We start from the raw sequence: 25,224 nt of genomic DNA, 5'->3' as shown, positions 1-25,224 counted from the left end.
TGTTTTATTTTTCTTTTGAATTGAATGAGTTAAATTAATCTTAAAAAGTGTGACAGACTTAACAAAAATGGTTTGTATAAACTGAATAATGAACTGTTACAGCAATGCCTGATAAAATTTTGCGATAAAAAAAGAACCTTTTATGAGGTTCTTGATTTAAATAACACGATATTTTATGGCTTATTTTCTTTTTTCTTCAATATTCAAGGCATTAATTGCTAAAACTGCCTGTGTTCGATTTTGTACACCGAGTTTTCTAAAAATTGCGGTGACATGCGCTTTAATCGTTGCTTCGGAAACATCCAACTCATAGGCAATTTGTTTATTGAGTAAGCCTTCCGCGACCATCATCAACACCCGAAATTGCTGTGGAGTCAACGATTGTATACGTTCTGCCAATTCAGTTTCATCTGAAGCACGTGGGTCAAAACTTACCTGATTAGGCAAATTCGGCGGCAACCAAATTTCACCCTCTAATACTTGACGAATTGCCTCACCGATATGACTTGGATGTGCAGATTTCGGAATATAGCCCATTGCGCCATGTGCAATGGCTCTTTGAATAATCGAGGCTTCTTCATGGGCTGAAACCACAATAATTGGAATAGACGGATATTGCGCTCGCACATAAACCAAAGCCGAAAAACCAGAGGCACCCGGCAAATTTAAGTCCAATAACACCAGATCAGGCTCTGATCCATTCTCCAGACGCTCATAAAATTCATTCACTGCGGCAGTCTCATGAATCTGGGCGTGTGGAAAACTATATCGCACAGCTTGAATCAGGGCATGACGAAACAGCGGATGATCATCAACGATTAAAATATTCATAAGCGTAAAAAAAGATCTTTAGCACAGTCAGGTTTTATTCTAACTATAGGTAAAATTAAGGATAGTTCCATATTACCCAATTTTGCAGAAAAATGTCGGATTGTGATGCAGCTTTAATCAATTTTTTCTAATTTTACGATAAAGAAAAAGCTCAGCAGTTTTTTTTATAATTTAAAACATCATTTTTTTATATTTATGATTTTTAAATATAAATTTTAGATTCAGTCACTTACATACATTTATTTATCTGCTCTTTCTATTTTTTGGACATATCTTAAAAAACGATAAGTTATGGTGATTTGCTTATTTTACCTTCATTGCTCATTACGGATTAATAAACACAATTTTTATGATTTTGTATTGAGCGCATGTATGTCTAGTTTAAAAACCTCAAATCTTCCTTTAAATATTGTCGCTGTTTCTGGCGGTTTAAATACGCCTTCGAAAACTGAAGCACTGGTTCAGGAAATTTTAAATGAATTGGGAGAAGCCACCCCCATCAATATTCATTTTATTAAATTTAGTGAAATTGGGCATTTATTAGGTGGTGCAATTTATCGTAATCAATTGCCACAACGCGTACAAGATGACTTGGCTAAAGTGGAAGCTGCCGATGCTCTCATTGTCGGAACACCTGTGTATCGTGCTTCATTTACGGGTCTTTTTAAACATTTTTTTGATTTCGTGGAACAAACAGCGTTGGTAGATGTTCCTGTACTTTTGGCTGCATCTGGCGGAAGTGACCGTCACGCGTTGGTATTAGAGCATCAGTTGCGCCCACTGTTCAGCTTCTTTCAGGCACAAACCTTGCCAATTGGGGTATATGCCACTGATCGTGACTTTACTCCTGAATACACCATTAAAAGTGAATTATTACGTGATCGCATCACTTTAGCAGTAGCCCGCGCTTTACCTATTTTGGAATGGGCGCCAGCGAAAGGTCAACGCGCTGAGGTGATTAAAGCCAAAACAGAACAAGCCAATCAAAATCTGGGCATTAACAAACAGATTGAACAAGATGAAGTCTTGCCTTCTGCGGCTGTTCCGAATCTGGATGCAGCAGAGTCTCGCTTGCATCATAAAACCAGTAAAAGCTTAAAAAGCCATGTCGCTTAAGCACTCGAACAACACAATAAATACAGTATATTTAGAGGGATTTTTCCATGACACAATTTTCTTCTCAGCCCATTAAATTTGCCTACTGGGTTCCCAATGTCAGTGGTGGACTGGTCGTGAGCAACATTGAACAGCGCACCGACTGGAGCTACGACTACAATGTCAAACTGGCGCAAGCTGCCGAAGCCAATGGCTTTGAATATGCGCTGACCCAGATTCGTTTTACTGCGGGTTATGGTGCAGAAAATCAACATGAGTCGGTCAGTTTTAGTCATGCTTTACTTGCCAAAACTGAAAAGCTCAGAGTCATTGCTGCAATATTGCCTGGCCCATGGAAACCAGCTCTTGCTGCCAAGCAACTTGCGACCATCGATTATTTAACCCATGGGCGTATTGCAGTAAATATTGTCAGTGGTTGGTTTAAAGGTGAATTCGATGCCATTGGTGAAGAATGGCCTGAACATGATGAACGCTATGTTCGTTCTGAAGAATTTATTCGCAGCCTAAAAGGAATCTGGACCACAGACAACTTTAGTTTTGATGGCAAGTATTATCAGTTTAAAGATTACACCTTAAAGCCAAAACCATTGCAAAAACCGCATATCGAAGTGTTTCAAGGCGGTAGTTCACGTGCTGCACGAGATATGGCATCTCGCGTTTCAGACTGGTATTTCACCAATGGCAATAGCGTTGAAGAAATTCAGAAACAAGTCAATGATATTCGTGCTAAAGCGAAAGCCAATCAGCATCAGGTTAAAATTGGGGTGAATGCTTTTATTATTGCACGTGATACCGAACAAGAAGCCAAAGCCGTTTTACAGGAAATTATTGATCAGGCCAATATTGAAGCGGTGAATGCCTTCGATGATGCGACTCGCCAAGCGGGTGCTGCCAGTCCTGAAGGTGAAGGCAACTGGGCAAAATCAACTTTTGAAGATTTAGTGCAATATAACGATGGCTTTAAAACCAATTTAATCGGTACGCCTGAGCAAATTGCCGAGCGCATCGTGGCACTGAAAAATGTCGGGGTTGATCTGGTGTTATCAGGTTTTCTACATTTTATTGAAGAAGTGGAATATTTCGGTGAAAAAGTTCTACCTTTGGTTCGTGCACTTGAACAGCAACAACAACTGCAACAGACAGCAAAATCCGCTTAAGTGAAATGAGCTTAAACCCCAATAATAAGAAATAGGCGGTAGCAGAATAATAATCACTCGACCTCAAGACTCGGCTTGAGGTCTTTTTATTTTAACGTTTCAAGATCTACACGCTTCACCACCGATTCAACCGAATAACGACAATAAGCAGAAATTTGATCAATAAACTGATGGAGTTCGTGTGGAGCAAAATGCGCCACTAACATATAGCAAGCACTCCCCATGACTTTATAGGCGTCATCAATTTGCTCAAACTCAGCCATAATTTTCTCGATTTCAGAAAATCTCGATTCACTTAAAAACAATTGAATAAATTGCTGATGAGTCTGGGCAATATCCAGTGTGTAACGCTGTATCACACCTTGTTCAATCAGTTGATGAATCCGCACACCCACCGCCTGACCTGTCCGATGAACACGCTCACCAATCTGCTTATGAGTTAAGCGCGAATCTTGTTTGAGCAAAGCCAAAATTTTAAATCAATCGGGTCTAATACATCCATTTTTTTCATAGTGAAAATGAAACCGTGGGTTTTGTTTCAGTAGAACATAGCCCGTGCTCAGGATCAAACTTAAGCTATGGTCATACTTTTAAAAATAAGGTGAATTTAAATGAAACGAGCACTTTTAGTGATTGACGTTCAAAATGATTATTTTCAAGGCGGTGCCATGCAACTGGTTGGTTCAGAACTGGCACTCAGACAAATTAATCAACTAGAAAAGCTGTTTTTATCTCAAAGTCTACCGATTATATATATTCAGCATATTAACCCTGCTGAAGCACCATTTTTCCGCCCAAATACACAGGGTGTAGCTTTACATTCACAACTTTTACTTCAAGAAGATTCCATTGTCATTGAAAAAAGCTTACCGAATAGCTTTTTAAAAACGTCTTTGGAAGAAACTCTCCAGCAGCTTGAGATTGAACAACTCGTGATCACAGGTATGATGACCCATATGTGCATCGATTCAGGCACACGCGCTGCCGCAGAACGAGGCTATCATCCGATTTTAATTGCTGATGCCACCGCAACACGTGATTTGCAATTTAAGGATCAAACGACTGCCGCAGCTGATGTACAAACTGCGTTTTTAGCCGCACTGTCTACTTTTGCTCAGATTCAGAACACTGAGGATTTTATTGAAAAAATTTCATAACAAACCTGATTGGGATACAGGTTTATTATGACTTTAATAATTAAAACCTTGCTTTCAATGTTAAAGTAACGTTTCTAGGCTCACCCCAATACACGCCATTATAAAATCCAATTTCCTGATAATATTTTTCATCAAATAAATTATTAAACTTTAAGTTGGCACTTAAATTTTGAGTAAAGTCATAACCGATATTGGCACTGGCAAGAAAATATGAATCCTGATGAACAAAGCCATCTGTATTATTAGGTGCGCCACCCCATTTGCGCTTCACTTCACTTTGCCAATTTACACCAAATCCTACATTTAACTTTTCTGCCCCATCCCACCAACTTTCAGGCAATCTGAGGTTGGTATATACTTTAACTAAATTTTGTGGGACGTTAGTTAAAGCACTTACCTGTTGGGAACTCACACTATTCACATAAGTATAACCCGCACTCATATTCCAGCCTTGTCGAATTTGACCAATCGCTTCCAATTCAAAACCTTTAACTTTATAACCCTCACCGGATGCAAGCATAGGATCACCACCATCATCGGTTTTAATTCCCTGATTGATCGCATCAAGATCGCGAACGGCAATATTTTCTTTTTCAGAGCGGAAAATGGCTGCGGTTGCTAACAATTGCTCATTCAGCAAACTCGTTTTAATACCAATTTCGTATGCCTTTCCTGTTTCTGGATCAAGAAATTTACTATTTCGATCTTTGTTGGTACTGGCATTAAAAATATCAGTATAACTCGCATATGCTGTTACTAAAGGCGTAATATCATAAGTGACTCCCACGTACGGCGTGAAAGCATCAGCTTTTACATCACTTTTAGTTCCATTTGTTGCTTTATATTCACTATATCGCCCGCCCATAATGAGTTTTAAAGGATCTGTTATATTTAAACGGACAGTTGCATATGCTCCATAGTTCTGTTGTTTTGCATCTTTAGATGATGGTGTTACCGTGTAGTTAGGTGTAATCGTTGTATTTCCATTCCAACTCTGCCAATCATTAATGATGCATGTTCCTGCAATATTATTCGCAATCGTCTGATTTTTGCCAGTACAGGTTACTTGATCACCAATATTTCCATATAGGCTACCCGTTGGAACATCATTAGAACGCTGATATCCATTTGCCCCTAAAATTAATTCGTGTTCCCGATTAAATAATTTAAAAGGTCCCGTCGCGTATAACTCCAAATTCGTTTTTTTAGATTCTTGTGTGGGATATACAGCAGACCAAAGACCTATGCCCGTACCATCTGATTTAGGAAATCCATTTCCACCATAAGACATCAACCAGAAATTTTTTGAATAAGAATAAGATGCTGCGGCTTTAATCAACCAGTCATTTGCAAATTTATAGCTTAAGTCTGCAAACGCAGTACGGTCATTCTGACTAATCGTATTCCAGCGATTGGCCAAACTAAAATTACGTGGCAAATTCGCTAAACTGCCATCTGCATTCCAGTACGGGACTGTTCCCCATGTCGAACCTCTGGGCTGATTATCCTGATACTGAAATCCAATACTTCCAGTTAAACGATCCGAAAAATCAGCCTCTAGCATTGCCATTGCTGCTGTTGACTCAAGCGAGTAATAATCCATGTAGGAATCACCCTGCTCATGCATCGCCATCACACGGCTACGAACTTTTCCATCTTGGGTTAAAGGCACTGAAACATCAGCTTCATTGCGAATCGTATCCCAACGACTAAATGAGGTAGACGCGTATCCTGATAGTTCTTTATTAGGACGTTTACGAATCATATTAATCGTCGCAGAAGGATTTCCCGTAGAACCGGTTAAACCCGTTGCTCCTTTTACAACTTCAATACGATCAAAGAAGAAACTATCCGTCCGAGGACTATTATCACCAATAGGCATTCCATCAATCTGGCGATTTGTAATCTGATAACCTCGACTATAGTATGAAGAACGCTCACTATCCAGTTTCGTTACAGTGATGCCAGGCGTTGCCATTAGTACATCATCAATAATATTTAAGTTTCTTTGCTCAATTTGCTCACGAGTAATTACACTTACAGACTGAGGTGTTTCCTTAATACTCAAGTTTAATTTAGCTGATCCTTTAGATGCTTTTGCCTTATAGCTGCCAGTTCCTTCTGTTTTATCTCCCTGCTCATCAGCATGTAAAACAATTGAGGGTAGTACCGCAGTTTTTTGATCTGAAGATTCAGCATTTGCAATGACGATAGGTGAAATTCCAAAAAGAATAAATGAAACAACAGCGCGAGATAAAGGTGTTTGGCGGAAGGATGGCATTTTAGGTCCATTAAATATTAATATTAACAATAATAATTATCATTTAATACAAACAAAAAAACAACACTCCCTCCACATTTCCACTAATCAATCAGATATTTTCAGAAAATTAAGAATAAAAACTCGGTTCAGGCACTGCGTCAGTCAATATCCACTCGCCAATTTCCTGATATTTATAATCAATCGGATCATGTAGTGTTTGAGTCCGTACATTTCGCCAAAACCGATCCAGATTTAATTGTGCAGTCGTGGCACGTGCACCCATCACCTGAAAAATATTTTGGGTAATCGCAAGACTATTTTGAGTCGCTGCTATTTTTGCTGTGGCAATCGCAATCGAAACCTCACCCCGTTGCAAAGCAGTCAGTTGCTCACCCTGTTGCCATGCGTTTTGTAAATGCTGAACCGCTTTGTCTGTCAAAAGTCGTGTACTTTCCAGTTGTACATAAAATTCAGCAAAATGCCTTTGAATATAAGGATCTTGTATGGCCGTTTCAGCGCTTGATTTAAACCATGCTTTTTGGGGTTGAACGGCTTGTTGGGCTGTTGCAAAAGCACCTTCAGCCACACCCAAAAATAGATGTACAAATATCAATTGAGCAATTAACGGTCTTAAACTGGCATAAGGTGTGCTCAATGGTCCTGGATTGAGGAGTAATTCATCCTTAAAAATTTGCACCTGTTCAAAATGGGTCGTGCCGCTATCCGTTTGGCGTTGTCCCATATTGTTCCAGTCTCCTAGAAAATGCACGCCGTTTCGCTGGCTCGGAATCACCCCAATCAATAATTTATCGTTTAAATAGCCTGAACAAAGCAACAGATCTGAATCCATTGAACCTGAACAAAAACTTTTATCACCCTGAAATAGATATTCATTTTCACTCACCTGCTCGATTTGAACACGTTGATCCAGCGGATTAAGTGCATTGCCCCAGAATAATTGCTGCTGCGTGGTTTGTTCAAACCATTTGGCATATTGTTCAGGTTGAGAAAATAATTGAACGGTTGCAATCAATAAATGATGAAAGCCATAGACATGTGCCAGCGAACTATCCGCCTGAGCGATGATTTGAATAGTTTTAAAAATCGTGCGCCAATCTGCCCCCAATCCGCCATATTGTTTCGGGATAGACAGATTTAATAAACCACTTTGTCGAATCAGATCACGTTCAGCTTTTGGATTACCGCCTTGTTTATCACGAATTGCTGCTGTCTTTGCAAATTCAGATACCAGTGCTTGAGCAATTGCAATCGGATCAGTATTTAAAGAAAAATCAGCAGCATTCATCGCGCTTGCATCCTTATGATCAGTTTTATTTTCATGTGAAGCCTAGCAAAAATTTGAGCTCTGCTTTATCTCAATCTCTTACATGCTATACACAAAATATAAAAAATACCGCCATGGACGGTATTTTTGTTTTTTTCAGGGTTTATCGCTCTGGATATACCGTGGCAATCAAATGATCAACCACCGCAGGTTCTGCCAATGTGGAGGTATCGCCTAAGCTATCCAGTTCATTCGCCGCAATTTTTCTTAAAATACGTCGCATAATCTTTCCTGAACGGGTCTTAGGCAAAGCAGGTGCCCAATGTAATGCATCAGGAGTGGCAATTGGCCCCAGTTGTTTACGCACCCATTGCACGAGTTCTGTCCGTAATTCTTCAGACTCAGCAACACCCGCTTGTAAGGTCACAAAGGTACAAATTCCTTGCCCTTTAATCTCATGCGGCATGCCAACAACAGCAGCTTCGGCAACATGTTCATGCGCCACCAACGCACTTTCTATTTCCGCAGTGCCTAAGCGATGTCCTGAGACATTGAGTACATCATCGACACGTCCTGTAATCCAGTAATAACCATCTTTGTCACGGCGCGCGCCATCGCCTGTAAAGTAACAACCCGGAAATGTGGAAAAATACGCGTCAATAAAACGTTCCGGATCGCCCCAAATGGTACGCATCTGACCCGGCCATGAATCCTTAATGACCAAATTGCCTTCCGCTTCTCCTTCCAGTTCATTACCCTCGCCATCCACCAATGCCGGTTGCACACCAAAATAAGGCCGCGTTGCTGAACCCGGTTTTAAATCCGTTGCACCCGGCAGTGGAGCAATCAAAATTCCGCCTGTTTCCGTTTGCCACCATGTATCCACCACAGGGCAACGACCCTCACCAACCACATTGTAATACCATGCCCATGCTTCAGGATTGATCGGCTCACCCACTGTGCCCAAAAGTCGCAAGCTGCTGCGGTCACTTTCACGTACATAGGCATCCCCCTCACGCATCATGGAACGGATGGCGGTAGGGGCAGTATATAAAATCGTGACATTATGTTTATCGACAATATGCCCAATCCGTGCCCACGTTGGGTATTGTGGTACACCCTCAAACATTAAAGTGGTCGTGCCGTTCGACAAAGGCCCATACAGTAAATAGCTATGCCCGGTAATCCAGCCGACATCCGCTGTACACCAGTAAATATCATCCTGTTTTAGGTCAAAAACTTCCCGAAAGGTTGAGTTCACATATACCAAATAGCCGCCAGTGGTATGCAGCACCCCTTTGGGTTTGCCTGTTGAGCCCGAAGTGTAAAGAATAAATAGCGGATCTTCGGCTTTCATCGGTTCTGGTGGGCAGACTTCATTCACTTCTGTAATGACTTCGTGATACCACAGGTCACGTCCTTGCTCGAAATGAATCGGATTTCCTGTGCGATGTACCACGATTACATGTTCTACACTGCTGGTACCGTCCAGTTTTAACGCCTTATCTACACTTTCTTTGAGCGGAAGCTGTTTCCCACCGCGCATACCTGCATCTGCGGTAATCACCAGTTTGGCCTGACTGTCTTCAATTCGACTGGCCAGTGAATCTGGAGAAAAACCACCGAATACCACGCAATGCACAGCACCAATTCGCGCGCATGCCAACATGGCAATTGCAGCTTCAGAGACCATCGGCATATACAACACCACACGGTCACCTTTGGAAATACCATATTTTTTTAAAACATTGGCAAAGCGACACACTTCTTCATAGAGTTCTTTAAACGAAATAATTTTATGGCGTGAAGGATGGTCGCCTTCCCAGATAATTGCGGGCTTATGCGGATGTTCCTTTAAATGTCGATCCAGACAGTTGGCACTGACATTCAGCTCACCATCTGCAAACCATTCAATTTTGAAGCTTCGTTTATCAAAGCTGGTATTTTTAACCTGTGTAAAGGGTTTGATCCAGTCCAGTCGTTGCGCTTCGGCTGCCCAAAATTGCTCAGGTTGTTCAATAGATTTCTGATAACGCTCGAAATAATCGGCTTCAAGCGTACGCGCGGTTTTCTTGAATTCTTCAGGTACTGGATAGATCTCATTCATATTTTCCCTTCCTTGATCTTTGACCTCTCATCACGAGATCTGGTCATGTCATCATTTACTTATTGATTTTTCTTTATCCTCTAGCAGTATGAACACAGGATAAAAATCCAGACAATAATGCTTTGGTATAAGTTACCTTAGCTGAAAATATAAGGTTCAGCATAATTTTTTCTCATAAAATGCGTGATTTTTTGTGTACTTGGCTTTATCTTTTTGCGTGAAAATTGCACCTGATGCAGACACTGATTTTTAAAAACGGTAACATTTGAACCTAATAAAATGATTCCAAAAAAAGAGGACTATATGGCACAAACACATTCTAATTCCCCATTTTTTTCAAAAAATAATAGTGACACTAAAGATAATCCGCTTTCGCCGAATGGACGTTTCAGTCGTCTGAGTTACTTGGGCTGGTACGGATTTCTCAATATCGTAACGGTCATTGCCTATATAGCCTTGGGATTATTTGTTGGGGTCTTTAGCCTGAATAGTTTTTCCATTAATGATCGGGTTATGGATTTATTTAGTGGTGCTATGGGCATTGGTGTGATGGTGTTATGGGTCATTGTGGCTTATTTTCATATTGTTTTTATGATTCGCCGCCTACATGATGCCAATCGAAGTGGCTGGTTATGCCTGCTGTTGCTGGTGCCAATTGTGCAAATTTTCTTTATGCTTTATCTCCTGTTTGCACCGGGAAGCAAAGGATATAACGACTACGGTTCACCACGTCTGGCCTTGGTCTGGGAAAAAATTCTGGCGTGGCTGATGATCATTGTCATCATTTTAGGACTGTTCTCATTTGCCAGTCTCATGTCTTATATGATGGGCGCAGGAGAATTGCAAACCCCAACAGAGATTGTACAAAAAGGTACACGCTATTTCTAAACTCATTCGGATCATGGTTGAGGCAAGCATGCGATGTGGCTACACTATCGCATTGTGATGGTAAATTCTTGTTTTGGAAATTGATGTGGCAGAAGAAAATAAACTGAGTGATGTCGCAACAGATACCGCCCAACTGATTCAACAAGCAGGCGAAAAAACCACAAAATCCGTGATTCAACACACTGAAAAATATCATGATGCCTATACAGCGATTGATAAAATTGTGGACAGTTTCTGGGAACGTGTTCCTTATTTATGTATTGCACTTGCGGTTTTTTTATTGTTCTGGCTGTTGACCAAAGTGTTTAAGCTGTTTATTGCTAAGACCTTAACCAACCGTAGCTATACCCGACAAAATTTAGTCCTCGTCTTAAACCGTGTAGGCAGCGTACTGATTATGTTTGTCGGCTTTCTTATTGCCTTGGTCATCGCGATTCCAGGTTTTACACCAGGACAATTGGTCAGTGCCCTAGGGATTGGTTCAGTGGCGATTGGTTTTGCCTTTAAGGATATTTTCCAAAATCTACTTTCAGGTGTCCTGATTTTATTGGGTGAGCCATTCCGTATTGGAGATGACATTATTGTCAATGGCATGGAAGGGACGGTGGAAGATATCCAAATTCGTGCGACTTTTTTACGCTCACCCGATGGTCGTCGTTTAGTGATTCCCAATGCAACAGTTTATACCAGCGCCATTACAGTCAATACGGCATACCAACGCCGCCGTTGTCAGTTCGTGGTCGGAATTGGCTATGAAGATGACGAGCAAAAAGCCAAACAGATTATTCTGGATATTCTCAACAATAACCGCAATGTACTTAGCCAGCCAGCGTTTAGTGTGAATGTTACTGCACTGGCCGATTTCTCAGTCAATCTTACCGTTCTCTGGTGGGTAGATACTACTGAAACAGGTATTGCTGCATCTGTCAGTGAAATTCAGGCTGAGGTGAAACAAGCATTTTATGCACAAGGCATCAATATTCCTTATCCAGTACAGGAAGTAAAAGTGCATCGTGATGATGTGGCAACATTGCCCTATCAAGCAAGTCCACCTGATTTAACTAAATAATCGACCCAATAGATAAGATACTGCGGTTTCTGTTCTTAAAATACGGTTGCCCAAGTGATGAGCTTGGCAACCGTTTTTTACGAGTAAATCTACTTCATACGGAATAAAACCGCCTTCTGGCCCAACGATGATGCTACAGGCATGATCAATGGCATAAGGCATCGCTGTTGCTGCATAAGGATGTGCCAAATATGCAGGTCGATCTTGATCGATCATTTGGGGCAAAATATCTTCAACAAATGGTTTAAAACGTGGATATAACTGAATGTCTGGTGCACATACATCGCCAGCCTGTTCCAGCCCTAAAGTCACATAATGATCCAATTGCTGTAAAAAAGGCGTTTGCCAATAACTTTTATCCACACGATAGCTGTGGATAAGTATCAACTTGTCCACACCCAAGGTCACGCTATCCATAATGAGACGACGTAACACTTTCGGTCGGGGCAAGGCCACGATTAAAGTGACAGGGAGTTTGGCAGGCACTGTTTCTTGCTGAATGGGCTCAACCCAGATTTTATCGCAATCAATCTTTTTAATTTCAACCAGATAACGTGCTTGATTGCGAATCCCAATTTTCAGTCGATCACCGATATTAAGTTTTAAATGCTGAATAATATGTTGATATTGACGGGGTTGATGAATCATCCACAAAACATCTTGAGCATCTTCAGGTTGCAATAACACAATATTCATGCTTTTGTCGCCTGCGGCTCCAGATATTGATCAATCACTGCGATATGACGCTGTAATGAACCCTGATTACGCGCCAACACCTGTTGGGCTTGAGCGGTCATCTTTGTTGCCGCTTGGTCATTATATAAATAATGTCGAAAAGCTGAAACGACTTGTTCGGCATCAGAGGCGACTTCTATCGCTTGGGCTGCCACACATTCATCCACAATATTTTGGAAATTAAAATAACGTGGCCCAATCACCGTCGGCACATCAACCGCCATCGGTTCTAAAATATTATGCCCACCCCCCGGCTCATTCAATGAACCGCCAACAAAACAGACCTGACTCAAGGCATACCACAGCCATAATTCGCCCATGCTATCTGCCAGATACACCTGTGTATCGGGTTGAATCGACTGAGCTAAACTGCGTCGCTGTGTGGTTAAATCCAGTTTCTGACAAAGCTGAAAAACCTCCTCAAAACGCTCAGGATGTCGCGGTACAACAATACATAGTAATGATGGATTATTTTTTAAATCTTCACAGATTGTTTCAAGGAGTTGTTGCTCTTCAGGCGCATGCGTGCTGGCCAAGATCATAATTTGACGATCTTGCAATTGCCAGTGTCGTTTGAGTTGCTCGGCTTGCTGCATAAAATGGACGGGGGCTGAAATATCAAACTTAATATTGCCCACCACTTCAGTTTTTTTTGCAGCCATTCCCAGTTCAATATAACGCTGTTGAGTAGCTTGATCCTGTGCCAAAACACGATCCATTTTACTCAGCATCGCTCGGGTTAAACCTGCAACTTTGGCATAACCTTTGGCTGATTTTTCCGACAATCTGGCGTTGAGTAACATGACAGGGATTTGATGCTGTTTGGCTTGATTAATCAAATTGGGCCATAATTCGGTTTCCACCAATGCTAACAAGCGTGGCTGATATTGCGCAAAAAATTGTTTCAATAAATCAATTTGATCGACAGGCAAATACACCACCTGACATAAATTCAGGTAAGGTTGTTTTAAAAATAATGATTTGGCGCGTGTCTGACCTGTTTTAGTGGTATTGGTCACCAAAACGGGATAACCCAATTTTAAATAATGCTCAATCAAAGGCTGTGCGGCATTGGTTTCACCCACTGATACTGCATGAAACCATAAGGCATGACGATTTTGAACTGGCTGAAATGGCCCAAAACGCTCCAGACATTCCTGCTGATAGAGTGCATCTGTTGCAGCGCGCTGTTTGATTTTCCAACGATAAATGGGCTTGATACACGCCAATAACAAGTTATACCAAAATGGAGTCGCCAAATCGTTTGATCTCAATTGATTTTACCGAGCTGAATATAACAGAGCGGCGTACTTTTGTTAAAGTACACCGCTCTAAACAAAATGAGCTGTTTACGCTTCGAGGGTATTTTCAGCTAAAGCGGGATAATCGGTATATCCCAATGCACCTTTGGCATAAATGGTTTCAGGATTTAACTCATTCAATGACAGATTCTTTTCCAGACGTTCCAACAAGTCTGGATTGGCAATATAAGCTTTACCAAAAGAAACCGCATCTGCTTCACCTGATGCCAAAAGTTGTTTAGCTGATTCAGGCGTTAGATTTTCATTGGCAATCCAAGCGCCTGTAAATTGCTGACGCAATTGTGGGCTAATACTGTCTTCAGCTTGATATTCACGAGAAAAAACAAAAGCAATCTGACGTTGGCTCAACTGTTGCATCACATAACCAAAGGTCTCAAGTGGGTTGGCATCGCCCATATCATGCGCATCCGCTCGTGGTGCAATATGGACCCCAACACGCCCTGCACCCCAAACCTCAACCAATGCATCGACCACTTGTAATAATAAACGCGCACGATTTTCCAGACTTCCGCCATATTCGTCATCACGTTGATTGGTGGTACTTTGCAAAAATTGATCAATCAGATATCCATTGGCTGCATGCAACTCAACCCCGTCAAAACCCGCAACTTTAGCCAGTTCTGCGGCATGTTTTATTGTGCGACAATTTCCTGAATTTCTTCAAGCGATAAAGCACGTGGCGTCACATAAGGACGTTTTGGACGCAATAGGCTGACATGCCCAGCCGGCTGAATAGCACTCGGCGCAACTGGAGTATCCCCCTCTAAAAGTTCAGGATCAGAAATACGTCCGACATGCCAAAGCTGCACCACCATTTTTGCACCTTGCGCATGTACTGCTTCAGTAATCGGATGCCACGCTTGTGCCTGTTCTTCGGACCACAGTCCCGGCGTGTCTGCATAACCCACTGCTTTCGGCGAAATGACGGTGGCTTCTGTCAGGATTAAGCCCGCATTGGCACGCTGTGTGTAATATTCCAGCATCAAGGAATTTGGAATTCGACTTTCACCACTACGCGCACGCGTTAGTGGAGCCATTACCAGACGATTTTTAAGTTCAAAATCGCCAACTTTTAAGGGAGAGTTTAATTCAGCCATGATCGCCTCGGCTCACACTATTTTATAGTGCTTGTTTTAAATGATCGATATATTGCTGAATCAATGCTTCATTACGTGAAAAATATGACCATTGACCATATTTTTCAACCTTGATCAATCCTGCCTGTTGTAGCACAGACAAGTGGTTGGACATGGTGGACTGGGACACATTGCCTAAACGTTCAATATGACCTGCACAGACACCACGTTCAAAACTGCCACACTCATCCAGAGGCAAATAATGCTCAGGCTGTTTCAACCATTGCAGAATTTGCCGACGAGTCGGATTGGCTAAGGCTTTAAAAATCGCATCGATATCCATAAACATTGCTCATGGGTTAAATGACAAAGCATTGTTCAGCATCTGCGAACATTATATCGAATAATTTCGATATTAATATTGGTTTTCTTAAATATTAATATCTATTTTTATAGATATATCGTAAATAGATGTAAATATGCTTTGTCGGTTGACTCTTTTAACTTATAGACCCTGTTTCAGGCTGGCTTCAATAAATCTATCCAGATCACCGTCTAATACCGCACCTGTGTTGGAGTTTTCCACCCCTGTTCTTAAATCTTTGATACGGGAGTCGTCCAAAACATAAGAACGAATCTGACTGCCCCAACCAATGTCGGATTTAGAATCTTCCAGTGCCTGTGCAGCTTCGTTACGCTTACTCATTTCCAGCTCATATAGCTTGGCACGTAACTGTTTCCATGCATGGTCACGGTTAGCATGTTGCGAACGCTGGTTTTGACATGCCACCACAATCCCCGTTGGCGCATGGGTTAAACGCACCGCAGAGTCGGTCTTGTTAATGTGCTGACCACCCGCACCAGAAGCACGATACGTATCGGTACGGACATCGGATGGATTGATTTCAATCTCAATATTGTCGTCAATTTCAGGCGACACAAATACTGCACTAAACGAGGTATGGCGGCGGTTACCACTGTCAAATGGTGACTTACGCACTAAACGATGTACACCCGATTCGGTACGTAGCCAGCCATAGGCATACTCACCTTCGACACGAATGGTGGCAGATTTTATTCCTGCGACATCACCGTCTGATTCTTCCATGAGTTCAGCCTTAAAGCCATGACGTTCAATCCAGCGCATGTACATACGTAATAACATGGATGCCCAGTCTTGTGCTTCCGTACCCCCAGAACCTGCCTGAATTTCAACATAACACGGGTTTGGATCCATCGGATTGCTAAACATACGACGAAACTCGAGCTTGGCCAGCTCTTCTTCAGCCGTTGCAAGTTCACTTTCTACATCAACCAATAAACTTTCATCATCCGCTTCAACCGCCAAGTCCAGCATGGCTTTGGCATCTTCAAGCTGTTCAGCCAGACCATCCAGCACATTAATCACATTTTCAAGCTCGCCTTTTTCTTTGGCCATGGCTTGCGCGCGACTTTGGTCATTCCAGATTGCAGGGTCTTCTAATTCACGCAGGACTTCTTCTAAACGTTCTTTTTTCAGATCGTAGTCAAAGATACCCCCGTAGCGTTTGACTACGATCAGTTAAATCTTTTAATTGGTTTAGATAAGGATTAATTTCCACGCGATTACGCTCACATCAAAATAAATAGCGCATTATTTTAGCATAGCGTGCGGTCTAAAACAGGTCTGATCTTTATCACGTGTTACAGCAGCATTTTTAACAGATCTGAATGAGTATTTTGATGATTCTTCCATGATATTTTTTAATTTTTAAACTCATTTATGTGCTTCATCATGATGTATCTTGTGTAATTCTCTCTCATTAAAATGCTTTATTTTTGAGCATAATCCCGATTTGTTCACACAAACATAGATCTTTTAATAAAACAAAACATTTGTAAATTTTATTATAAAACAATAATTTAATATTATATTATTACATTGCAATTACATTATTACACTACAGTTACCAAGCCAGAATTGACGCACCATTATTTTCCACTAGACTGAAGTTGTAACAAAAGATTTACTTTTTATAAACTTTGGAGGGGAGATTTTTCCATGAAAAAATTAGCAATTGCATCTGCTTTGTTGTCAACCTTGGCTTTTGTCGGGATGGGTACTGCACATGCGTACCAAGCAGAAGTCGGCGGTTCATATCAGTACAATGACTGGGATGATTTCGATTCTACTCATCAATTTGGTGTGGATGGTACTTATTACTTTAATCCTGTCCAAACTCGTAATGCACCACTTGCTGAAGCAGCGTTCCTTGATCGTGCCAGCAATGTAAATGCCCAAGTCAAATATGCAGACAATGATGGCGTAAAAGATACCAATTATGGCATCGGTGCTGAATATTATGTACCAAATAGTGATTTCTACGTAAGTGGTCGTATTGGTCGTGAAGAGTTTGAAGTTGACAATATCCCAATTGACAACAAAACTACGCTTTACGGTGCGGAAATCGGTTACTTGCCAACACCGGGCTTATTACTTGCTTTGGGTGTAACGGGTTATGACCAAAAAGATGGTGATGACGGTGCTGACCCAACCATTCGTGCGAAATATGTAACTCAAGTAGGTCAACATGATGTTAACCTTGAAGCCTACGGTGCTTTCGGTGATCTAGATGAATATAAAGTTCGTGGTGATTACTACATCGACAAAACTTTGAGTGTAGGTGCAGATTATTACAACAACGATTTAACTGACCGTGATGAATGGGGTATTAATGCGAAGAAATTCCTGAATCAACAAGTCAGCGTTGAAGGTCGTATTGGTTTTGGTGATGACTACAACACTTATGGTGTTCGTGCTGCTTACCGTTTCTAATCGAAATACAACTGATAAAAAAATCGCTCAAATTGAGCGATTTTTTTATATGAAATATTATTCCAGATAAATAATTCGAAGCTGTAAACTCACTGAACCATTAAACTGATTACGCTCTAGTTCATACACCAACCGTGCTGTTTTCTGCATGGGATCAAAGCGAAATTTATCCTTTGCATTAAACGCAATCGCCTCGACTGTTGCACCATCATCCAGTGCCAGTTTCAGTTTTAAATGACTGTCTTTCAGCCAGCGATAATCCAATACCTTAAATTCACCCTCAAACTGCGGTAATGGAAATTGATGTCCCCACGGGCCAAGCTGTTCAATCTGTCCTAAGGTTGCCAAGTCAAATGCATCTTTGGGCAAATGACCATCTGTCCATAAGGTTGCCTGAAAGAGTGCCTGATCCATTTCTGTCAGCAGATCATTAAAATGACGTTTAAATGCCTGAAAATGCGTTTTATGCAAGGTTAATCCTGCCGCAGCAGCATGTCCGCCAAAATGGCTAATCAGCTCAGGATGCGCTTCTGCGACACGCTCAATCGCATCACGAATATGAATCCCATCAATAGATCGTGCTGAACCTTTGATATGCTGTCCATCTTCATCAGGCGCAAACACAATGCTCGGACGGTGAAATTGCTCTTTTAAACGCCCTGCAACAATACCGATCACACCTTGGTGCCAGGTTTCCTCAAAAAGAATCAATGCTGGAGGAATGCTCTGTGTATCTAGTTGAAGCTGTTGCAGATAACTGAGTGCCTGTTGCTTCATACTGGTTTCAACTTGACGGCGTTCAACATTGAGCTGATTCAGTTGCAAGGCAATCTCATGCGCTTTGGCATAATCATCAGCCAATAAACATTCGATGCCAATATTCATGCTGTCCATACGTCCCGCAGCATTGATGCGTGGACCAAGAACGAAACCCAGATCCTGTGCTTTGAGCGTAGCGGCATCACGTCCAGCAATTTCCAGTAAAGCCAATATGCCCAAACGACATTGCTGCTGTTGGATTCGTTTCAAACCAGCGTCAACTAAAATCCGATTGTTATAGTCCAGACTGGCAACATCTGCGTAAGTTCCGAGTGCAACCAGATCAAGATATTGACTGATTTTAGAGCTAGTTTTATTGCGCTTACTCCGATAAGTCGCCAGATTTGCCAATAAATAAAATGCGACTCCGACCCCAGCCAGTGCCTTACTTGGAAACTCACATCCCAACTGATTCGGATTCACCACAGCCTCAGCTTGCGGTGTTGCTTTGGTGGTCAAATGATGATCAGTAATAATCACTTTCATACCTAAAGCATGACACTGATCAACACCAGCATGACTGGAAATACCATTGTCAACCGTGATCAAAATATCGGGCTGAAAGGTCTGATGTGCTAACTCTGCAATCGCAGGCGTCAGTCCATAACCGTATTTAAAGCGATCGGGCACTAAATAATCGACATCAGCCCCCATATCTCGTAATACCAGTATCATTAAAGCAGTACTGGTCGCGCCATCTGCATCATAATCACCGACAATCACGATTTTTTGTTGCTGATCAATTGCTTGATCAATCAACTCAATCGCTTTATCCAGATCCTTGAGCTGTGGTGCAAGCAAATGTTTGAGTTTTAAATCAAGCTCATCAGGCGATTGAACACCGCGTCGTGCCAGAATTTTTGCAATAAACGGCGGCACGTCCTGAAAGGATTCAGGGCGTGTCAATAAAGGGCGTTGTTTAATTTGAAATTGAGTCATTTAAGGCATTAAACGCTGTAACTTCCATGTCCCGTCCACTTTGGCATAACTGAGTCGATCATGTAAACGATTAGGTCGACCTTGCCAGAATTCATAATAATCTGGCTGTACGCGATAACCACCCCAAAACTCTGGTTTTGGCAGTTCTGCTTTTTCTCCGATGCGATCATGGAGCTGATTAAAACGCTGTTCCAATTCGTCACGGCTTTGGATCACACCACTTTGTGGGGTACTAATGTGTGCAGCAATCTGACTATCACGTGGGCGTTTGTGATAATAATCTATCGCTTCAAGTTCAGGAATTTTACTGACATGACCACTAATACGAATCTGACGTTCCAGATCATGCCAATAAAACAGCAGTTCAACATAAGGATTTTCTGCTAAATCCTGCCCTTTTTGACTGTCATAGTTGGTATAAAAATCATAACCCGTTTCGGTTGCACCACGCAGCAAAAGCGTACGGACATGAGGATGACCTTGCAGATTACAGGTTGCCACTGACATGGCATAGGGTTCATGCACCTTGGCTTCCAAAGCGTAATTAAACCATTGTAGAAATTGTGCATGCGGATTCGGGTCAACCTGATTCTCATAGAGTTCACCTTTTTCATAGCTTAAGCGCAATTCACTCAGGTCTTTAATCAGATCCATCATATGCTTTCCTTAGGCAGCAGTGGCATGGAAACGCACAGCATCCGCCAGTTGATTGGCAAGTGCAGTGACTTCTTCTTGCTGGTCACCTTCGACCATGACCCGAATCACAGGTTCGGTGCCCGATTTACGAATCAGTAAACGACCACGACCTTTCAGTTGCGCTTCAGCTTTTTCAAACTCAGTAACCAAAGCAGGAAAGGCATATGGATCAATCATTTGATCCAGACGCACATTGACCAATACTTGTGGAAATAATTTAAACTCAGCCACCAATTCATGCAGTGCTTTTTCTTGCTCGACCATCACGGTTAATACTTGTAAGGCTGCAATAATCGCATCACCAGTGGTACTTTTATCCAAGGTTAAAATATGACCCGATGGCTCTCCGCCAATCACCCAGTCATTTTCTTCTAAAGCTTGCAGTACATAACGGTCACCGACTTTGGCACGAACAAATGGAACCTGTGCTTTTTCTAAAGCCAGTTCAAGTGCCATATTACTCATTAAAGTGCCGACAATGCCCGCAGGTTTAGTCTTGGACTGCGTTGCCAAAATATATAAAATAGAATCACCATCGACCTGATGACCAAACTGATCGACCAAAATCACGCGATCTGCGTCCCCATCAAAGGCAATTCCTATATCTGCCTGATGTTCTAGCACTGCTTTTTGTAACTGTTCAGGATGAGTCGAGCCGCAATGTTCATTAATATTCATGCCATTCGGCTCATTGTATAAGGCAACTACACTGGCACCCAATTCACGAAACACGGCAGGTCCAACGTTGTAGGCTGCACCATTGGCGCAATCCACCACAATTTTTAAATTGCGTAAATCATAATGATACGGAAACGTCGATTTACAAAACTCGATATAGCGTCCATTGGCGTCTTTCACCCGAACGCTTTTCCCCAAACTTGCGGTATCTTCGATCAAAATATCTTGTTCTAATTCTTTATTAATTTCTTCTTGTAAGGAATCAGGCAACTTTTTACCTTCACTTGAGAAAAACTTAATGCCATTATCAAAATAAGGGTTGTGTGATGCAGAAATGACAATCCCAGCATGGGCATGTAAGGCACGGGTTAAATGAGCAATGGCTGGCGTAGGCAAAGGTCCCAGCAAATGAACATAGACACCAGCAGCATTTAAACCTGCCTGTAAAGCAGCTTCCAGAATATAACCCGACAGTCGCGTATCTTTGCCCAAAACCACCAAAGGTTTTGATTTAGGATTGGTACGTTTAAGCACTTTACCCGCAGCAAATCCTAGCTTGAGGGCAAATTCAGGGGTAATTGGCATTTCTCCAAATTTTCCACGAATGCCATCTGTTCCAAAATAACTCATGTTCTACTCACTTATTATGGGTTGCTTGAACACAACCTTTCTTGCATCTTTATTACTTTACACCAAAACAAAAATGCCGTCAGTGAACTGACGGCATTTTCATGTGTGGCAATGGTGAAAATTAACCCACCCGATAATTTGGTGCTTCTTTGGTAATGGTCACATCATGTACATGTGATTCTTGCATACCCGCAGAGGTGATTTTCACAAATTTAGTGTTCTGACGCATCTCATCAATGTTGGCAGAACCGGTATAGCCCATAGATGAACGTAAACCACCCATCATTTGATGCACAATAGCACTCATTGGCCCTTTATACGGTACACGCCCTTCAATGCCTTCTGGTACCAATTTTTCAACACCCGCTTTGGCATCCTGAAAATAACGGTCAGATGAACCTGTTGCACCCGACATCGCACCTAATGACCCCATACCGCGATAGGCTTTATAGTAGCGTCCCTGAAAGAACTCAACTTCACCCGGTGCTTCTTCTGTCCCTGCCATCAGTGATCCGACCATGATGGTACTTGCACCCGCAGCAATCGCTTTAGCTAAATCACCTGAATAACGAATACCACCATCTGCAATCAATGGAATTTGTTCTTTAAGGGCAGACGCGACATTATCAATCGCTGAAATTTGCGGAACGCCAATTCCGGCAACAATACGCGTGGTACAAATCGAACCCGGACCAATCCCGACTTTGACTGCATCCGCACCTGCATCCAGTAATGCCAAAGCCGCATCACCTGTTGCGATATTGCCACCAATGACCTGCACTTGCGGAAAGTTTTGTTTTACCCAGCGCACACGTTCAATCACACCAGCAGAATGACCATGCGCAGTATCAACCACAATCACATCGGCACCTGCTTCAACCAATGCTTCGACACGAGCTGGTGTTTCTGCACCTGTGCCTACGGCTGCACCCACACGTAAACGGCCTAATTCATCTTTACATGCATTTGGGTAAAGCTCGGCTTTACGAAAATCTGTCACCGTAATCAAGCCCTTCAAGGCATGGCTGTCATCCACCACCAAGACTTTTTCAATACGATGCTTTTGCAATAAAGCTTGAATATTTTCTTTGGACTCGCCTTCTTTGACTGTCACTAAACGGTCTTGTGGCGTCATGATATTGCTGACAGGTTGTTCAAGATTGGTTTCAAAACGTGTATCACGTCCTGTCACAATGCCGACCACTTGACCATCTTTGACCACGGGCACACCACTAATGTTGTTGGCCTGTGTAATGGCAATCAGCTCTCGTACAGTCGTTTCAGGGGTCACCGTAATCGGGTCTTTGACCATACCTGCTTCAAACTTTTTCACACGGCGTACTTCCGCCGCTTGTGCTGCAATATCCATATTTTTATGCAAAATACCGATACCACCATTTTGAGCCATGGCAATCGCCATACGTGACTCAGTTACGGTGTCCATTGCAGCAGATACAAGAGGAATATTAAGTTGAATACCGCGGGTCAAACGTGTCTTTAAGGAGACATCTTTTGGAAGAACTGTAGAGTAGGCAGGGAGTAATAAGACATCATCGAAGGTTAACGCTTCTTGAACGATGGTCAGCATAACAATCTCACTGGTAGTTTCCGTGCGCTATTATAAACAAATTTGCCATTAAATTTCATTTTTTATTATGGGAAATTTAATGGCATCTTTTTTTGCTTTAAATTGAAACAACTAACCCTAAATCAGCCCCGCCTGTTTCATTTCATTTTTAAAGTAAGAATAATAAATGGGTGCCACAATCAGCCCTGCCATACCAAATACCGCCTGAAAAAATAGCATGGCAATCAAAAGTTCCCATGCATTGGCATTAATGCGCTGACCGATAATTTTAGCATTTAAAAAGTATTCGAGCTTATGCACCAAGACCAGATATACAAAGGCGATTGACGCTGCCACAAATGAAATACTGATCGCCGATAAAATAACCAGTGTATTGGAAATAAGATTGCCCACCACAGGAATTAAACCAAAAATAAATGTCAAAATCACCAATGTTTTAGCAAAAGGTAAATGCATGCCTAACAGCGGTAAAACCACTAAAATAAATATGCCAGACAGTAAGGTATTAATCATCGAAATTTTAATCTGAGCGAACACCACGTTTTTAAATGCGTTATACAACACATGTAATCGTTGTAAACATTGGCGTTTAAAGCTGGGAGCATTCTCTTGATCTTCAATCGGGCTCAAGGAAACCAGTGCCCCTAGAATCATCCCGATAATCATAGTCACAAAGGCGTGTAAGGCATCGGTTCCTGCATGTTGTAAGGTTTCGACATGATTTTTAAGCCATTCAAAGACATAACTTTTCATATCGTCCAGACTTTCAGGAATATAACCTGAAAAATACTGACCAAATTCCTGTTGAAATCGTTCCAGCAAAATATCCAGATTACGACTCATGGTGACTAAACCACCATCTTTTAAATCATGTACCACATAGGAGATCGAACCAAATACCAATAACACCAATAAACTAATCACCACAATATTAAAAATGGCGACCGCAAGAATGCGTCCATATTTACCGCTGGAAAATTTTTCAGCATAAGGACTTAATTTGGTAAGAAGCGCATAAACCAGAAAACCAGATAAAAATGCTACCAGCAGATGTAAAGGAATCAGGATCAGCAGTACGATAGTCATGAGGATATAACTGACGATCTGGCTTTGTCGCTCGTTGAGTAATGTCATCCCATATTCCTTTATTGTTATAGAAATAAAATAGCAACTAGATGCCTTGATCTTAGTGCTATTTTACAATGGAATCACGATTAAAATCTGTGATTAATTGATCATTTTACTGGATAACTAAAGTTACTTTCGTCCATTAAATCAATGCCACAGGCCAAGTTTTCAATCCAGTCCAGAAATTGTTCCACTTGTTCCTTACCGATAAAAGCTGCACCATGCTGTGGAACCAGCATCTCAATATCCATTTGACGGACCATGTTGACCCATAAACGCACCACTCGATTGGAGCACATATAGCGCTGATGGAACCCTTTCATGTTTGCAATGTGATGTGTAAAGTTATCGATCGGTAACGCAGCATCTTCTACCATCGACGCGCCCATATCCCCAGAAAATAGAATTTTAGCGACTGGATCATAAAACTGAAAATTTCCAACTGAATGTAGAAAATGGCCGGGAACTGCGATAATTGTACTTTGTCCCAGTGGAATTACTTGCCCAGCATCAGGTAATTCAATCAGTCGATCCAGCCAATTGCCTTTCATGCGATCACTCATGAAGTTTGAACTTAAATGCGGTAAAAATCGCGCCCAAAGCTTGGATGCCACGACTTTTGCACTGGTATAAACCAGCCAGCGTGGCATAGAGGTAATAATATCCGGATCCTGATGTGAAGCCATGACATAATCCAGATTTTCCAGACGCGTATATTTATTTAATTCCATGGTCAATGGCATATAGGTCAAGTCGCCCCCCGGATCAATTACGGCGGCTCGGTTTTGATCAATAATTAAAAATTGATTGGCTTGTACCCCTTCCCCATGAACAAGGCTACTAAAACGGATACAGCGGTGTGTGCCATTATCAAATAAAATTTGTGAAGTTGTACGTTCTGCGACCATTTTATCTTTTCCCCAAG

General features: G+C 41.8%; 20 protein-coding genes and 2 pseudogenes. 6 read left to right on the top strand and 16 right to left on the bottom strand.

What is annotated here, in order from left to right:
* Positions 1-180 precede the first annotated feature (180 nt).
* The gene (locus tag E0D95_RS11720) at positions 181-831 is read right to left on the bottom strand and encodes a response regulator (RefSeq protein ID WP_130803971.1); all 651 of its coding nucleotides are present in this window, start codon (positions 829-831) and stop codon (positions 181-183) included.
* Between the two features lie 372 nt (positions 832-1,203).
* Between E0D95_RS11720 and msuE the strand changes: the two genes are divergently transcribed.
* Together msuE and sfnG are read left to right on the top strand one after the other, a co-directional pair.
* Positions 1,204-1,947, top strand: coding sequence for an FMN reductase (gene msuE, locus E0D95_RS11715; RefSeq protein WP_130803970.1), 744 nt, complete (start codon positions 1,204-1,206; stop codon positions 1,945-1,947).
* A 47-nt stretch (positions 1,948-1,994) separates the two neighbouring features.
* Positions 1,995-3,104 (top strand): dimethylsulfone monooxygenase SfnG, encoded by a 1,110-nt coding sequence (sfnG, locus tag E0D95_RS11710; protein ID WP_130803969.1) that lies wholly within the window; start codon positions 1,995-1,997, stop codon positions 3,102-3,104.
* An 86-nt stretch (positions 3,105-3,190) separates the two neighbouring features.
* Here sfnG and E0D95_RS11705 read toward each other — a convergent pair.
* Positions 3,191-3,606, bottom strand: a pseudogene (locus E0D95_RS11705) (Lrp/AsnC family transcriptional regulator).
* A gap of 109 nt (positions 3,607-3,715) precedes the next feature.
* On the opposite strand from E0D95_RS11705, the gene E0D95_RS11700 reads away from it, so the two are divergent.
* On the top strand, positions 3,716-4,261 hold the full coding sequence (locus E0D95_RS11700; protein ID WP_130803968.1) for a cysteine hydrolase family protein: 546 nt from the start codon (positions 3,716-3,718) through the stop codon (positions 4,259-4,261).
* A gap of 40 nt (positions 4,262-4,301) precedes the next feature.
* Here E0D95_RS11700 and E0D95_RS11695 read toward each other — a convergent pair whose 3' ends face one another.
* The 3 genes from E0D95_RS11695 to acs all read right to left on the bottom strand — a co-directional run bounded on the left by E0D95_RS11695 (position 4,302) and on the right by acs (position 9,916).
* Positions 4,302-6,542 (bottom strand): TonB-dependent siderophore receptor, encoded by a 2,241-nt coding sequence (locus E0D95_RS11695; protein WP_130803967.1) that lies wholly within the window; start codon positions 6,540-6,542, stop codon positions 4,302-4,304.
* A 109-nt stretch (positions 6,543-6,651) separates the two neighbouring features.
* On the bottom strand, positions 6,652-7,830 hold the full coding sequence (locus tag E0D95_RS11690) for an acyl-CoA dehydrogenase family protein (protein WP_130803966.1): 1,179 nt from the start codon (positions 7,828-7,830) through the stop codon (positions 6,652-6,654).
* Between the two features lie 142 nt (positions 7,831-7,972).
* Positions 7,973-9,916 carry an acetate--CoA ligase gene (acs, locus tag E0D95_RS11685; protein ID WP_130803965.1) on the bottom strand — a complete coding sequence of 648 codons (1,944 nt, stop codon included), beginning with the start codon at positions 9,914-9,916 and terminating at the stop codon, positions 7,973-7,975.
* Positions 9,917-10,219: 303 nt separating this feature from the next.
* On the opposite strand from acs, the gene E0D95_RS11680 reads away from it, so the two are divergent.
* Positions 10,220-10,804, top strand: coding sequence for a DUF805 domain-containing protein (locus E0D95_RS11680; RefSeq protein WP_130803964.1), 585 nt, complete (start codon positions 10,220-10,222; stop codon positions 10,802-10,804).
* Positions 10,805-10,889: 85 nt separating this feature from the next.
* On the top strand, positions 10,890-11,873 hold the full coding sequence (locus E0D95_RS11675; protein WP_130803963.1) for a mechanosensitive ion channel family protein: 984 nt from the start codon (positions 10,890-10,892) through the stop codon (positions 11,871-11,873).
* Here E0D95_RS11675 and E0D95_RS11670 read toward each other — a convergent pair.
* From E0D95_RS11670 to prfB, 5 genes and pseudogenes are all read right to left on the bottom strand, one after another.
* Positions 11,862-12,569 carry a 16S rRNA (uracil(1498)-N(3))-methyltransferase gene (locus E0D95_RS11670; RefSeq protein WP_130803962.1) on the bottom strand — a complete coding sequence of 236 codons (708 nt, stop codon included), beginning with the start codon at positions 12,567-12,569 and terminating at the stop codon, positions 11,862-11,864. The genes E0D95_RS11675 and E0D95_RS11670 overlap by 12 nt on opposite strands.
* Positions 12,566-13,867 (bottom strand): lipid IV(A) 3-deoxy-D-manno-octulosonic acid transferase, encoded by a 1,302-nt coding sequence (gene waaA, locus E0D95_RS11665; protein ID WP_130803961.1) that lies wholly within the window; start codon positions 13,865-13,867, stop codon positions 12,566-12,568. The genes E0D95_RS11670 and waaA overlap by 4 nt, the downstream gene beginning before the upstream one ends.
* A 90-nt stretch (positions 13,868-13,957) precedes the next feature.
* Positions 13,958-15,027: pseudogene (locus E0D95_RS11660) on the bottom strand (alkene reductase).
* Between the two features lie 22 nt (positions 15,028-15,049).
* Positions 15,050-15,349, bottom strand: a complete 300-nt coding sequence (locus E0D95_RS11655; protein ID WP_130803960.1) for an ArsR/SmtB family transcription factor — start codon at positions 15,347-15,349, stop codon at positions 15,050-15,052.
* Positions 15,350-15,511: 162 nt separating this feature from the next.
* Positions 15,512-16,607, bottom strand: a protein-coding gene (gene prfB / locus E0D95_RS11650; RefSeq protein WP_130803959.1) for a peptide chain release factor 2 whose coding sequence is annotated in 2 segments (ribosomal slippage) — positions 15,512-16,534 and positions 16,536-16,607 — 1,095 coding nt in all. Because the reading frame shifts where the segments join, the coding sequence is not laid out codon by codon here.
* A 440-nt stretch (positions 16,608-17,047) separates the two neighbouring features.
* On the opposite strand from prfB, the gene E0D95_RS11645 reads away from it, so the two are divergent.
* Positions 17,048-17,821, top strand: a complete 774-nt coding sequence (locus E0D95_RS11645; RefSeq protein WP_130803958.1) for a putative porin — start codon at positions 17,048-17,050, stop codon at positions 17,819-17,821.
* A gap of 57 nt (positions 17,822-17,878) precedes the next feature.
* On the opposite strand, the gene recJ is transcribed toward E0D95_RS11645, so the two are convergent.
* The 6 genes from recJ to E0D95_RS11615 all read right to left on the bottom strand — a co-directional run bounded on the left by recJ (position 17,879) and on the right by E0D95_RS11615 (position 25,207).
* Positions 17,879-19,579: a single-stranded-DNA-specific exonuclease RecJ gene (gene recJ / locus E0D95_RS11640; RefSeq protein ID WP_130803957.1), complete on the bottom strand. Its 1,701-nt coding sequence runs from the start codon at positions 19,577-19,579 to the stop codon at positions 17,879-17,881.
* Positions 19,580-20,236, bottom strand: coding sequence for a pyridoxamine 5'-phosphate oxidase (gene pdxH, locus E0D95_RS11635; RefSeq protein WP_130803956.1), 657 nt, complete (start codon positions 20,234-20,236; stop codon positions 19,580-19,582).
* A gap of 9 nt (positions 20,237-20,245) precedes the next feature.
* The gene (glmM, locus tag E0D95_RS11630; protein WP_130803955.1) at positions 20,246-21,583 is read right to left on the bottom strand and encodes a phosphoglucosamine mutase; all 1,338 of its coding nucleotides are present in this window, start codon (positions 21,581-21,583) and stop codon (positions 20,246-20,248) included.
* 121 nt (positions 21,584-21,704) lie between these two features.
* Positions 21,705-23,171 carry an IMP dehydrogenase gene (gene guaB / locus E0D95_RS11625; protein WP_130803954.1) on the bottom strand — a complete coding sequence of 489 codons (1,467 nt, stop codon included), beginning with the start codon at positions 23,169-23,171 and terminating at the stop codon, positions 21,705-21,707.
* 117 nt (positions 23,172-23,288) lie between these two features.
* Positions 23,289-24,305: an AI-2E family transporter gene (locus tag E0D95_RS11620; protein WP_130803953.1), complete on the bottom strand. Its 1,017-nt coding sequence runs from the start codon at positions 24,303-24,305 to the stop codon at positions 23,289-23,291.
* A gap of 101 nt (positions 24,306-24,406) precedes the next feature.
* On the bottom strand, positions 24,407-25,207 hold the full coding sequence (locus E0D95_RS11615) for an oxygen-binding di-iron domain-containing protein (protein WP_130803952.1): 801 nt from the start codon (positions 25,205-25,207) through the stop codon (positions 24,407-24,409).
* Between the last annotated feature and the right edge of the window lie 17 nt (positions 25,208-25,224).

This window comes from Acinetobacter ihumii, from assembly GCF_900625095.1.
Taxonomy (GTDB): domain Bacteria; phylum Pseudomonadota; class Gammaproteobacteria; order Pseudomonadales; family Moraxellaceae; genus Acinetobacter; species Acinetobacter ihumii.
The sequence above is the reverse complement of the archived record's forward strand: the minus strand, read 5'-3'. Positions and strand labels throughout refer to the sequence as shown.